Below are 12,072 nucleotides of genomic sequence, written 5' to 3' on the forward strand. Positions count from 1 at the left end.
GCCCGCCCGAACGACGGAATTGCAATGAACGATTGGCTAGATGAAATCAACTGGAACAGTGACGGCCTGGTGCCGGCCATTGCCCAGGACTACAAAACCGGGCGCGTACTGATGATGGCCTGGATGAACCGTGAGGCCCTGAGCCTCACCGCCGCCGAGCAGCGCGCCATTTACTGGTCGCGCTCGCGTGGCAAACTCTGGCGCAAAGGCGAAGAGTCCGGACACGTGCAAAAGCTGCACGAAATGCGCCTGGACTGCGACGAAGACGTCATCATTTTGATGGTTGAGCAACTCGGCGGCATCGCCTGCCACACCGGTCGTGAAAGCTGCTTCTATCGCGTGTACGAAGACGGCGCCTGGAAGGCAGTCGACCCGGTGCTCAAGGACCCCCACGCGATCTATGCCGGCGGGCACAACCATGAGTAACCCAGGCATGAATAACGCAGGCATGAACGACACCCTCGCCCGCCTTGCCCAGGTGCTTGAAGAGCGCAAAGGCGCTGCGCCCGACAGCTCGTACGTGGCCAGCCTGTATCACAAGGGTTTGAATAAAATTCTGGAAAAAGTCGGTGAAGAATCGGTCGAAACCATTCTTGCCGCCAAAGATGCTGCCGTCAGTGGTGATTGCAGCGACGTGATCTACGAAACCGCCGACTTATGGTTCCACAGCCTGGTGATGCTTGCCGCGCTGGGCCAGCACCCACAAGCGGTACTGGACGAACTGGACCGGCGTTTTGGCTTATCGGGCCACGCAGAGAAAGCTGCTCGCGAGCCGTCCTGACTTATCCGTTTTAACGCGTTACTCGCAGCCTGCGCTGCGTAACCCACCATCTCGAGAGGAACCGTTCCATGGGTATTTTTGACTGGAAACACTGGGTCGTCATTCTGATCGTGGTCGTGTTGGTCTTCGGTACCAAGAAGCTCAAGGGCCTGGGCAGCGATGTTGGCGAGGCCATCAAGGGCTTTCGCAAAGCCATGAATGACGATGAGAAGCCGAGCGAGCAGCCCGCTCCGGCGCAGCCGACCCAAGCGCAAAACGCGCCGCTGAACCAACCGCACACCATCGATGCGCACGCCCAGAAAGTCGAAGAGCCTGCGCGCAAGGACTGACCCATGTTTGGCATTAGCTTCGGCGAATTGCTGCTGGTGGGCCTGGTGGCCCTGCTGGTGCTCGGCCCTGAACGCCTGCCCGGTGCCGCGCGCACCGCAGGCCTGTGGATTGGGCGCCTGAAACGCAGCTTCAATGCGATCAAACAGGAAGTGGAACGCGAAATCGGCGCCGATGAAATTCGTCGGCAGCTGCACAACGAACACATTCTGGCGCTGGAACAGGAAGCCCGAAACGCCATCGCCCCGCCGCAGGTGCCGGCTGCCGCGCCGATTGCCGAGGCCACACCCGTCGCCCCGCCGGTTACCCAGCCCGCGGTGGCGGCCGCCGAAGTGCCAGCACCGGCGCCGGCTCCTGAGCCTGAACCCAGCCCGCCCGAGCAGCAGCAAACCCAGCTGGAACTGCCTGTCAGCCCCCAACCGCCGCGAGCCCCATGAGCGCAGACACCCCGGAAAACGACCAGCAAATGCCGTTGGTCTCGCACCTCACCGAACTGCGCTCGCGCTTGCTGCGCTGCGTCGCGGCCACCTTTCTGATTTTCGCCAGCCTGTTCTACTTCGCGCGCGACATCTACACCCTGGCCTCTGAGCCGCTGCGCCGCTTTTTGCCCGAAGGCGCAACGATGATCGCCATCGACCCGGCTTCGGCATTTCTGGCACCGCTGAAACTGACCATGGTGGTGGCGCTGTTTGCCAGCATGCCGGTCATTCTCTACCAGGCCTGGGGCTTTATTGCGCCCGGCCTGTACAAGCATGAAAAACGCGTCGCCGTGCCGCTGCTGACCTCCAGCGTGGTGCTGTTCTACGGCGGCATGGCGTTCGCCTACTTCCTCGTGCTGCCGCTGATTTACCACTTCCTGCTGGGCTCGGCGCCGGTCGGCGTAACGCCCATGACCGACATCAACACCTACCTCGACTCCGTGCTGACGCTGCTGTTCGCGTTTGGTGTGGCGTTCGAGATTCCCGTGGCCGTGGTGCTGCTGGTGATTATCGGCGTGGTCGACGTGGCGTACCTGCGCAAGATTCGCCCCTACGTAATCATCGGCTGCTTCGTGGTCGGCATGATCCTTACGCCGCCGGACCCGCTGTCGCAAACCCTGCTGGCCGTGCCGATGTGGATGCTGTTCGAAATTGGCGTGTTCTTCGGCGCCATGGTGCGCAAACGCCCGCGTGAAGAAGCGGCCAGCGACGACGCGCAACCGCCCGCCACCCAACCGTGAACCTGCTGCTTCTGGAAGACGCCGACTTCATCGGCGCCGACCGCGTGATCCTGCGCGACCGCCGCCTCACCCACTTACAAGAGGTGCATCGCGCCGAGTCGGGCGACAGCCTGCGCGTCGGCCGAGTCGGCGGGTTGATGGGCACGGCGCAAATCCTGCGCCTGGAAAGCGCCGAAGCCGAGCTGCAGATCAGCCTCGACCAGCCGCCGCCGGCAAAACTGCCGCTGACCCTGCTGCTCGCCTTGCCACGCCCGAAGATGCTGCGGCGTGTGCTGCAAACCGTCGCCAGCCTGGGCGTACCGCGCCTGATTCTGCTCAACAGTTACCGCGTCGAAAAAAGCTTCTGGCAGACACCGTTTCTCGAACCGGCGGCCATTCGCGAGCAGTTGATTCTGGGGCTGGAGCAATCCCGCGATACGGTCCTGCCCGAGGTGCGCATCGAAAAGCGCTTCAAACCGTTTGTGGAAGATCACTTGGCCCAACTTTGCGCTGGCACCCAGGGCCTGGTCGGCCATCCCGGCCAATTCCCGGCCTGTCCTCGCGCAGTAGACGGCCCGGTGACACTGGCCATCGGCCCGGAGGGCGGTTGGATTCCCTACGAAGTGGATAAGCTCGCCGAGGCGGGTTTGCAGCCGGTGCAACTGGGCGAGCGGATTTTGCGGGTTGAAACCGCGGTGACGGCGCTGATAGCGCGGCTGTTCTAGCCTACGCGGCGCTCTCAGACGTGACGAATACCCTGTAGGAGCGAGCTTGCTCGCGAAAGCATCCTTGAATCCGAGCAGTAAAAGCTTCGCCAGCAAGCTGGCTCCTACAAGAGCGATAACGTCGTCTGATCAGCCTTTGCGGTGCCAGTGCGCCGGTAACAACTTCCCTTCTAACTCTGGCGCTTCGCGCAGGCTCATGTCCCGCGCCTGCAACGGTTCGCCGCACTCCGAACACACCAGCACGCCGCGCACCTCGTGGCCGCAGCGTTTGTGCACGTGGCGAATCGGTTGGCCGATGTCGCCGCTCATGTGCCGGTCGCCCCAGTTCACCAGCGCGAGCACGGCCGGGTAAAGGTCGTGGCCCTTCTCGGTCAACCTATACTCCTCGCGCAACGGGCGTTGCTGGTAGGCACTTTTCACCAGCACGCCATGCTCGGTCAGGCGTTTCAGGCGCTCGGCCAACACATGGCGGGTGATGCCCATGCGCTTTTCAAAGTCGTCGAAACGGCGCACGCCCATAAAACATTCGCGAAGCACCAGCAGGGTCCAACGGTCACCGACTACCGATAACGTGCGTGACAGCGAGCAGGGCTGATCGCCCAGTTCTTCCCAGCGCATGACGATTCTCCAGAACGTTCTGCTGGCTACTCTAGCTTGACAGGTTCCAAAAAGGAACTGACTATCTAGCTCAGTTCCAAAAAGGAACTAACTCACGCAAACGACGAGAGAACAACAATGAGCGAACGCAAAGCAGTGTTAGTGGTGGGAGCCGGCGATGCCACCGGCGGCGCGATAGCCAAGCGCTTTGCCCGAGAGGGTTACGTTGCCTGCGTGGCGCGGCGTAATGCCGAGAAACTCGAACCATTGGTTGCCGAAATCACTGCGGCGGGTGGCCAGGCCCGCGCTTTCGGTTGCGATGCGCGGCTGGAGGAGCAGGTGGTGGAGATGTTCGCCACCATCGAACGCGAGATCGGGCCGCTGGAAGTGGTGGTGTTTAACATCGGCGCCAACGTGCACTTCTCCATCACCGACACCACCGAGCGCGTGTACCGCAAAGTCTGGGAAATGGCCGCCCTCGCCGGTTTTCTCACCGGTCGTGAGGCCGCGCGGGTCATGCTGCCCCGTGCACGCGGCACCATCATTTTTACCGGCGCCACGGCATCGTTACGCGGCGGCAAAGGCTTCGCAGCGTTTGCCAGCGCCAAGTTCGCCTTGCGCGCCACCGCCCAGAGCATGGCGCGCGAACTAGGGCCGTTGGGCATTCATGTGGCCCACCCGATCATCGACGGCGCGATCGACACGGCGTTTATCCGCGACAACTTTCCAGAGCGCTACGCCATGAAAGAGCAGGACGGGATTTTGAATCCGGACCATATTGCCGATTCGTATTGGCAGATTCATACGCAGCCACGCGACTCGTGGACCCACGAACTCGATCTACGCCCCTGGCTAGAACCGTTCTAGTCCATGGACGGTTTCCGGGTCGTCGGCCTTGCTGCGTTGCGTCCTCGCTTTAAATGCTCACGTACCTAAGTACGCTGCGCTTTAAAGCTGCGGGGCGCCTTGCAATGCCTTAGCCCCGAAAACCTCGAACTCGGTAACGGCACCTTCCGATAATCAACAAAAACAGCGGATCAAAACATGAGTAAAACCCTGGAATTCTTCTTCGACTTCGGCAGCCCCACCACCTACCTGGCGTGGACTCAACTGCCGAAAATTGCCGCCGATGCCGGCGTGGAAATCACCTGGAAACCGATGCTGCTTGGCGGCGTGTTCAAGGCCACGGGCAACCAGTCGCCCGTGGCGATTCCGGCCAAGGCCAAGTACACCTTTGGCGACCTGGCGCGCTTCGCCACCCGCTACGGCGTGCCGATGGCGTTCAATCCGTTTTTTCCGATCAACACCTTGGTCCTTATGCGCGGCGCGGCCGGTTATTTGGGTAGCGCGAATTTCCATCCGTACGTGAAGGCGGTGTTCACCGCGATGTGGGTTGAGCAGAAAAACATGGGCGATCCGGCAGTGGTCGCGCAGGTGCTTAGCGCAGCCGGGCTGGAGCCGGCGGAGTTCGAGCGGCTGGTGAATGACGAAACGGTGAAGCAGCGTTTGAAAGACATCACCGAAGACGCGATCAAACGCGGCGCCTTTGGTGCGCCGACGTTCTTTGTCGATGGAGAAATGCATTTCGGCCAGGATCGGCTGGATTTCGTGGCCGAAGCGTTGAATCGCTAATCAGGTTTCCAGCAGAAACGTCACCGGTCCGTCATTCACCAGCGACACCTGCATATCCGCACCAAAACGCCCGGTGGCAACCACCGGGTGCTTTACCCGCGCCTGTTCAACCAGATAGTCGAACAGCTCGGCGCCCAACGCTGGCGGCGCTGCAGTGGAAAAGCTCGGGCGCAGGCCGCTTTTGGTGTCGGCAGCCAGGGTGAATTGCGAGACCAGCAGCAACCCGCCCGCCACCTCAGTCAGCGACACATTCATCTTGCCGGCGGCATCGCTGAATACCCGGTAGTTGAGCAATTTATGCAGCAGCTTGTCGGCGCTGGCTTTGCTGTCTTGCGGTTCAACGCCGACCAGCACCAGGAGCCCTTGATCGATGGCGCCAACGGTTTCGCCCGGCACATCGACACGCGCCTGAGTGACGCGTTGAATCAGTCCCTTCATGCTTCGTCCGGTGCCAGATTAAGCAGGCGGCGGGCGATTTGCTCCGCGGCGCGCACCAATGCATCCGTGATGCCCGGCTCGGCAGCGGCATGGCCGGCGTCGCGAATAATCTGCAACTCGCTGTTGGGCCAGGCTTGATGCAGTTCCCAGGCGTTGTCCAGCGGGCAGATCATGTCGTAGCGCCCGTGCACGATGATGCCGGGCAGGTGGGCAATCTTGTGCATGTCGCGAATCAGCTGGTCCGGTTCAAGGAACGCGTTGTGCATAAAGTAATGGCACTCCACCCGGGCAATCGACAGTGCCCGCTGTGGCTCGCTGAAGCGTTCCACCACCTGCGTGTTTGGGCGCAGCGTGGCGGTGCGGCCTTCCCACGTCGACCAGGCTTTGGCGGCATGCATTTGCGCAATCTGGTCGCTGCCGCTCAGGCGTTTATGGAAGGCCGAAACCAAGTCGTGACGCTCTTCCGGCGGAATCGGCGCCACATAATCCTGCCAATAATCGGGGAACAGGCGACTGGCGCCCTCCTGGTAAAACCAGCGAATTTCCTGAGGACGGCACAGAAAAATGCCGCGAAGAATCAGGGCGTGCACACGTTCAGGATGGGTTTGCGCGTAGGCCAACGCCAAGGTCGAGCCCCACGAGCCGCCAAACAGCACCCATTTGTCGATGCCCAGATGCTGGCGAATCACTTCGAGGTCGGCGACCAGATCCCAGGTGGTGTTGTTTTCCAGGCTGGCGTGGGGCGTGGAGCGCCCGCAGCCGCGCTGGTCGAAGGTGATGATTCGGTATTGGTTAGGATCGAAATAACGGCGGCTGGCGCCGTCGCAACCGGCGCCAGGGCCGCCATGCAGAAAGACCACGGGAAGACCTTCCGGCGTGCCGCTTTCATCGACATACAGCACGTGCGGCGCCTGCACGGCCAATTCGTGGCGCGCGTAAGGCTTAATCTCCGGATACAAAGTCTGCATGCTGCACTCCCTTGTTAATTAAGACGCTGCCACGCGCAATCCCTGAAGGTCGGGTACATTTTCCCGGCAAGGCGCCTGAGCTCTGCCGGGCATCATAACCATGAAAACGGAGTTGAGCATGCCAGACCGGATAATTCCCTTTGCCCGCTTGTGGTTTATCGCCTTGGCGCTGACCGTGCTTGCCGGTTGCTCAAACAGTGATCCCAAGGCCTCACTGGAAGCCGCCGTGCAGCAGTTACAAGACAACCTTGAAGCCAAGCGCAGCAGCGACGTCATGGAACAGCTGCACCCCGAGTTTCGCGCCCAGCAGCAGTACGACAGCGAGTGGGCCAAGCGCACCATGCTCGGCCTGTTTCTGCGCTACAAAAACGTACGGGTGATTGCCCTGAGCAAAACCAGCACCCTCGACCCCGCCTCGTCCAGCAAGGGTTACACCGAGGCGCAAGTGGCGGTTACTGGCGCCGAAGGTTTGATACCCGACAACGCCAACCACTACAGCGTGAAACTGGAGTGGTGGTTGGAAGGCAAGGAATGGAAGTTGGCGCGCATCAATTGGGAGTAAGAATCAGAGGGCGTCGGCTTCGCCGGCGTAATGCGTCTGCGCCCACGCCAGGTAGGTTCGCAACAATCCACGCAGTACCACTTGCGCGTCCTCGGCCAGTTCCGGCCGGAAGGTGAACGGCGCTTGTTCATCCATATAAATGCACTGGCCAATCTCCAGCTGCACTGCCTGCACCCGCTCAGCCGGACGCCCGTAATGACGGGTAATGTGCCCGCCCTTGAAGCGACCATTAAGCACATGGCTGTAGCGCGGTGACCGCGCGCACACCTGCACCAATAGCTCCGCCAGCTCGGCAGCACAACTGGCGCCGTCGTTGGTGCCCAGGTTGAAGTCGGGCAATTTGCCGTCGAACAGACGTGGTACTCGCGAACAAATCGAGTGTGCGTCGAACAACAGCGCATAACCAAACTGCGCTTTGAGCCGCGCCAATTCGTCGTTCAGCGCGCGGTGATAGGGCGTCCAGATTTCCTGCAAATAGCGCTCACGTTCCAATGCCGACGGTACGCCGCCTTCGATAAACAGCGGTGCGCCGTCGAATAAGGTGTCGGGGAAAAGGCCAGTGGTTGCGCTGGCATATAACGGACGGTCGTCGGCTGGACGGTTGAGGTCCACCACATAGCGCGAATAGTTCGCGGCCAAGGTGCTGGCGCCCAGGTCGGCAGCGAACGCGTAGAGCGTCGGAATATGCCAGTCGGTGTCCGGCAAGCCTTGCGCCTGGGGCACCAAACCGGCTTGCACGGCGGGCGTCAGTTGCAGGCCGGCGTGGGGCATGCTGATCAGCAGCGGCACCGTGCCCTGGGCGAGTTCGTAAGGACGTTCGATCAAGTCAGACATCAATCAGCTCCCGGCCATGGCGGATCACCCGCTTGTTCAAATCGCCGCCCAGCCAGTAACTGAGTTCCGCAGGCTGGGCGATTTCCCAGGCGACGAAATCGGCCACCTTGCCCATTTCAAGACTGCCATGACTGGCGCCCAAACCCAGCGCTTTTGCCGCGTTGAGTGTGACGCCAGCCAAGGCTTCTTCCGGGGTGAGACGGAACAAGGTGCACGCCATATTCAGCATCAGCCGCAGCGACAAAACGGGCGAGGTGCCGGGGTTCAGGTCGCTGGCAATCGCCATGGTCACGCCCTGTTCACGCAACAGCGAAATGGGCGGTAACTGGGTTTCACGCAGGAAATAAAACGCGCCGGGCAATAACACCGCGACGGTGCCGGCGGCGGCCATGGCCTTGGCGTCGTCGGCCGTCATGAATTCCAAATGATCCGCCGACAACGCCTGATACCGGGCCGCCAGGCTCGAGCCCGCCAGCGAAGAAAGTTGCTCGGCGTGCAACTTCACCGGCAAGCCCAAGGCCTGCGCGGCGACAAAGACTCGCTCCACCTGGGCTGGGGAAAACGCCAAGTGCTCGCAGAAGGCGTCGACCGCATCGACCAAATTTTCCGCTGCCAGCGCGGGAAGCATTCGTGTGCACACGTGGTCGATGTAATCATCGCTGCGCCCGGCAAATTCGGGCGGCAACGCATGCGCCGCCAGGCAGGTGCTGCGCACCGTCACTGGCAACGTGTCGCCCAGACGCCGGATGACCCGCAGCATTTTTCGTTCGTTGGCCAGATCCAGGCCGTAGCCAGACTTGATTTCAAGGGTGGTCACGCCATCACGCAGCAGCGCGCGGACGCGTTGGGTGGCGCTGGCGAGTAATTCATCTTCACTGGCCGCGCGGGTGGCGCGCACGGTACTGGCAATGCCGCCGCCGGCTGCAGCGATTTCGGCATAGCTCACACCTTGCAAGCGCTGCTCGAACTCGGCGCTGCGGTTACCGCCGAATACCGCGTGGGTGTGGCAGTCGATCAGGCCGGGCGTAACCCAGGCGCCGTGTAAGTCATGGCGCTGGGCGTAGTCGGCGGAGGGCACCTCGGCGTAGGGGCCAATCCATTGGATCAGCCCCTTGGCCGTGACGATGGCGGCGTTCTCGATGTTCGAATACGCGCCGCCGGCCAGGGTGGCGGCGTGGCAGTTGAACCAAAGGTGCTGCATGGAGCCTCCGAGCCAGTGAAGCGTTTACGTTCAGTTCCCTCTCCCGCTTCCGGGAGAGGGGAGCAAAGCATTACCGCGTGATCATCGGCAGGTTCAAGCCCTGCTCCTCGGCACAATCAATCGCGATCTGATACCCGGCATCGGCGTGGCGCATCACGCCGGTCGCCGGGTCGTTGTGCAGTACACGGGCGATACGCGCTGCGGCTTCATCGGTGCCGTCGCAGACAATCACCATGCCCGAGTGCTGGGAAAAGCCCATGCCTACGCCGCCGCCGTGGTGCAGCGACACCCAGGTGGCGCCGCTCGCGGTGTTCAGCAATGCGTTGAGCAGCGGCCAGTCGGACACTGCATCCGACCCATCGCGCATGGCTTCGGTTTCACGGTTCGGGCTGGCCACCGATCCGGAATCGAGGTGGTCGCGGCCGATGACGATAGGCGCCGACAGCTCGCCACTGCGCACCATTTCGTTGAACGCCAAGCCCAGTTTGGCGCGCTGACCCAAGCCAACCCAGCAGATGCGCGCCGGCAAACCTTGGAAGGCAATGCGCTCGCGGGCCATGTCGAGCCAGCGGTGCAGGTGGGCATCGTCGGCGATCAGCTCTTTGACCTTGGCGTCGGTTTTGTAGATGTCTTCAGCGTTGCCCGACAGCGCGGCCCAGCGGAATGGGCCGACGCCACGGCAGAACAGCGGGCGGATATAGGCTGGCACGAAGCCGGGGAAATCGAAGGCGTTGGCTACGCCTTCGTCTTTGGCCATTTGGCGGATGTTGTTGCCGTAGTCGAAGGTCGGCACGCCCATTTTCTGGAACGCCAACATGGCTTCAACGTGCACGGCCATTGATTGCTTGGCCGCTTTCACCACCTCGGCCGGCTGGGTTTGCGCTTTGGCGCGGTAGTCGTCCCAGGTCCAGCCGCTGGGCAGGTAGCCGTTCAGCGGGTCGTGGGCGCTGGTTTGGTCGGTGACCATATCGGGGCGAACGCCACGGCGCACCAGCTCCGGCAGAATGTCGGCGGCGTTGCCGCACAGGGCGATGGATACCGCTTTGCCTTCGCCGGTGTAACGGGCGATACGCGCCAGGGCATCGTCGAGGTCGTCGGCTTGTTCGTCGACGTAGCGGGTTTTCAGGCGGAAATCGATGCGGCTTTGCTGGCATTCAATGTTCAGCGAACAGGCGCCGGCCATGCCCGCTGCCAATGGTTGCGCGCCGCCCATACCGCCCAGGCCGGCGGTGAGCACCCACTTGCCGGTGAGGTTGCCGTTGTAATGCTGGCGGCCCGCTTCGACGAAAGTTTCGTAGGTGCCTTGCACGATGCCCTGGCTGCCGATGTAGATCCAACTGCCGGCGGTCATTTGGCCGTACATGGCCAGGCCCTTGGCATCCAGTTCGTTGAAATGTTCCCAGGTGGCCCAGTGCGGTACCAGGTTGGAGTTGGCGATCAACACGCGCGGCGCATTGCTGTGGGTTTTGAACACGCCAACCGGTTTGCCCGACTGCACCAGCAAGGTTTCGTCGTCTTCCAGGGCGATGAGCGCTTTAACGATGGCGTCGTAGCATTCCCAGTCTCGCGCGGCGCGCCCGATGCCGCCGTACACCACCAGCTCGTTCGGGTTCTCGGCCACTTCCGGGTCGAGGTTGTTCATCAACATGCGCAGCGGCGCTTCGGTCATCCAGCTTTTGGCGCTGAGTTGTGTGCCACGGGCGGCGCGCACGACGGTGTCACGGTAACGACTAGATGTGCTCATGAAAGGCTCCCAGACGCCCGCAGGCGGAAGATAAGACAACTCGTACGAACTTGTATGTACAAGTAAAGCACGCAGTCAGCCGCGCTGAAAAGCCCAGGCCTGCAAAAACACTAAAAGGAAGGAAATCGCGCAGGGCGAGCGCCTGCGCGTTTGGAGCATCAAGCGCTCTGGCGCAACGGTTTGCGCAGCCGCTGGCCCATCCACACACCGGCCAACGCCAGGCTACCGCCGACCAAATGGTGCCAGCCTAGGGTTTCGCCCAGCAGCCACATGGCGGCTACGGCGACGGTGATTGGCATCAAATTCATATACAGACTGGCCCGCGCCGGCCCCAGGGTTTGAATGCCTTTGATCCACAACCACGGCGCGCCGATGGATGCCAACGTGCCGGCATACAGCACCAGCGGCAAGTTCTCGCGGGTTAAGGGCGACGGCGTGCTGAGCAAAAACCAGGGCGTGAGGAACACCAGCGCACAGGCGATTTGCACATACAGTTGCAGCCAGCGGCTGAGGTCGAAATTCCAGCGCCGCAGCAACACGCCATACAAGGCGTTGGCCATCACCGCCAACAGCATCAGCGCATCGCCGTGGCTGAGCTGAAAATGCAGCAACGCTTGCGGCTGTCCGCCGCTGATCAACCACAGCACACCGGCAAACGACACCACGCCGCCGGCCAACGCGCCCTGCGTCAAGCGCTCATCGGTCAGCACGCTGGAAAACAGCGAGGACAACAGCGGCGACAAGGCGATCAAAATGCCCATATTGGTCGCGCTGGTACTGGCCGCCGCGAAGTACGCCAGGCCCTGATACACCAGCATGCCCAACAACCCAAGCACCCACAATTTGGGCAGCAAGCCGAGCAACTGGCGGCGCGCACGCCAGGCGCTCGGCAGCATAAACAGCGAGAGCAACAGGAACGCCAGCGCCCAGCGATAAAACGTGATCGACGCCGGCGCTATCAGCCCGGACGACAGCTTGGTCACCAACGTATTGCCGCTCCAGATCATCACCGTGACCAGCGGAAACAGGTGGTGCCAGCCCTGCTCTTGGGCGGGTTCAGTCATG

Annotated in this window: 16 protein-coding genes; 9 read left to right on the forward strand and 7 right to left on the reverse strand. The window is 61.8% G+C overall.

The annotated features are described in order from the left end of the window. Nucleotides 1-24: 24 nt before the first annotated feature. The 6 genes from hisI (at nt 25) to AC0IW7_RS02320 (ending at nt 3,031) form a co-directional block, all read left to right on the forward strand. Nucleotides 25-426 (forward strand): phosphoribosyl-AMP cyclohydrolase, encoded by a 402-nt coding sequence (gene hisI, locus AC0IW7_RS02295; RefSeq protein WP_471815544.1) that lies wholly within the window; start codon nt 25-27, stop codon nt 424-426. Between the two features lie 22 nt (nt 427-448). Further along, complete coding sequence (locus tag AC0IW7_RS02300; protein ID WP_122494769.1) at nt 449-781, forward strand: phosphoribosyl-ATP diphosphatase; 333 nt, start codon at nt 449-451, stop codon at nt 779-781. A gap of 68 nt (nt 782-849) precedes the next feature. Continuing rightward, entirely contained in the window at nt 850-1,110 is a 261-nt protein-coding gene (locus tag AC0IW7_RS02305; protein WP_463383796.1) for a twin-arginine translocase TatA/TatE family subunit, read from the forward strand. Between the two features lie 3 nt (nt 1,111-1,113). Continuing rightward, nucleotides 1,114-1,545, forward strand: a complete 432-nt coding sequence (gene tatB, locus AC0IW7_RS02310; RefSeq protein WP_471815545.1) for a Sec-independent protein translocase protein TatB — start codon at nt 1,114-1,116, stop codon at nt 1,543-1,545. After that, nucleotides 1,542-2,327 (forward strand): twin-arginine translocase subunit TatC, encoded by a 786-nt coding sequence (gene tatC / locus AC0IW7_RS02315; RefSeq protein ID WP_471815546.1) that lies wholly within the window; start codon nt 1,542-1,544, stop codon nt 2,325-2,327. The genes tatB and tatC overlap by 4 nt, the downstream gene beginning before the upstream one ends. Continuing rightward, nucleotides 2,324-3,031, forward strand: a complete 708-nt coding sequence (locus AC0IW7_RS02320; RefSeq protein ID WP_471815547.1) for a 16S rRNA (uracil(1498)-N(3))-methyltransferase — start codon at nt 2,324-2,326, stop codon at nt 3,029-3,031. The genes tatC and AC0IW7_RS02320 overlap by 4 nt, the downstream gene beginning before the upstream one ends. A 129-nt stretch (nt 3,032-3,160) precedes the next feature. On the opposite strand, the gene AC0IW7_RS02325 is transcribed toward AC0IW7_RS02320, so the two are convergent. Next, nucleotides 3,161-3,649 carry a winged helix-turn-helix transcriptional regulator gene (locus AC0IW7_RS02325; RefSeq protein ID WP_471815548.1) on the reverse strand — a complete coding sequence of 163 codons (489 nt, stop codon included), beginning with the start codon at nt 3,647-3,649 and terminating at the stop codon, nt 3,161-3,163. A 117-nt stretch (nt 3,650-3,766) separates the two neighbouring features. Between AC0IW7_RS02325 and AC0IW7_RS02330 the strand changes: the two genes are divergently transcribed. Continuing rightward, nucleotides 3,767-4,495, forward strand: a complete 729-nt coding sequence (locus tag AC0IW7_RS02330) for an SDR family oxidoreductase (RefSeq protein WP_471815549.1) — start codon at nt 3,767-3,769, stop codon at nt 4,493-4,495. A gap of 177 nt (nt 4,496-4,672) precedes the next feature. Then, the gene (locus tag AC0IW7_RS02335) at nt 4,673-5,260 is read left to right on the forward strand and encodes a DsbA family protein (protein ID WP_471815550.1); all 588 of its coding nucleotides are present in this window, start codon (nt 4,673-4,675) and stop codon (nt 5,258-5,260) included. On the opposite strand, the gene dtd is transcribed toward AC0IW7_RS02335, so the two are convergent. Together dtd and pip are read right to left on the reverse strand one after the other, a co-directional pair. Beyond that, nucleotides 5,261-5,698: a D-aminoacyl-tRNA deacylase gene (gene dtd / locus AC0IW7_RS02340; protein ID WP_471815551.1), complete on the reverse strand. Its 438-nt coding sequence runs from the start codon at nt 5,696-5,698 to the stop codon at nt 5,261-5,263. Then, entirely contained in the window at nt 5,695-6,666 is a 972-nt protein-coding gene (pip, locus tag AC0IW7_RS02345) for a prolyl aminopeptidase (RefSeq protein ID WP_122494571.1), read from the reverse strand. Before pip ends, dtd begins: the two co-directional genes overlap by 4 nt. Nucleotides 6,667-6,784: 118 nt before the next feature. Here pip and AC0IW7_RS02350 point away from each other — a divergent pair, with 118 nt between their 5' ends. After that, nucleotides 6,785-7,228, forward strand: coding sequence for a hypothetical protein (locus AC0IW7_RS02350; RefSeq protein ID WP_471815552.1), 444 nt, complete (start codon nt 6,785-6,787; stop codon nt 7,226-7,228). A gap of 3 nt (nt 7,229-7,231) precedes the next feature. Here AC0IW7_RS02350 and hutG read toward each other — a convergent pair whose 3' ends face one another. From hutG to AC0IW7_RS02370, 4 genes are all read right to left on the reverse strand, one after another. Further along, nucleotides 7,232-8,050 carry an N-formylglutamate deformylase gene (gene hutG / locus AC0IW7_RS02355; RefSeq protein ID WP_471815607.1) on the reverse strand — a complete coding sequence of 273 codons (819 nt, stop codon included), beginning with the start codon at nt 8,048-8,050 and terminating at the stop codon, nt 7,232-7,234. A 4-nt stretch (nt 8,051-8,054) separates the two neighbouring features. Further along, the gene (gene hutI / locus AC0IW7_RS02360; RefSeq protein ID WP_471815553.1) at nt 8,055-9,263 is read right to left on the reverse strand and encodes an imidazolonepropionase; all 1,209 of its coding nucleotides are present in this window, start codon (nt 9,261-9,263) and stop codon (nt 8,055-8,057) included. Nucleotides 9,264-9,333: 70 nt separating this feature from the next. Then, nucleotides 9,334-11,007 carry a urocanate hydratase gene (hutU, locus tag AC0IW7_RS02365; RefSeq protein WP_471815554.1) on the reverse strand — a complete coding sequence of 558 codons (1,674 nt, stop codon included), beginning with the start codon at nt 11,005-11,007 and terminating at the stop codon, nt 9,334-9,336. Between the two features lie 158 nt (nt 11,008-11,165). Next, nucleotides 11,166-12,071: a DMT family transporter gene (locus tag AC0IW7_RS02370; RefSeq protein ID WP_471815555.1), complete on the reverse strand. Its 906-nt coding sequence runs from the start codon at nt 12,069-12,071 to the stop codon at nt 11,166-11,168. Between the last annotated feature and the right edge of the window lies 1 nt (nt 12,072).

It is taken from the genome of Pseudomonas sp. AC229, assembly GCF_979254655.1.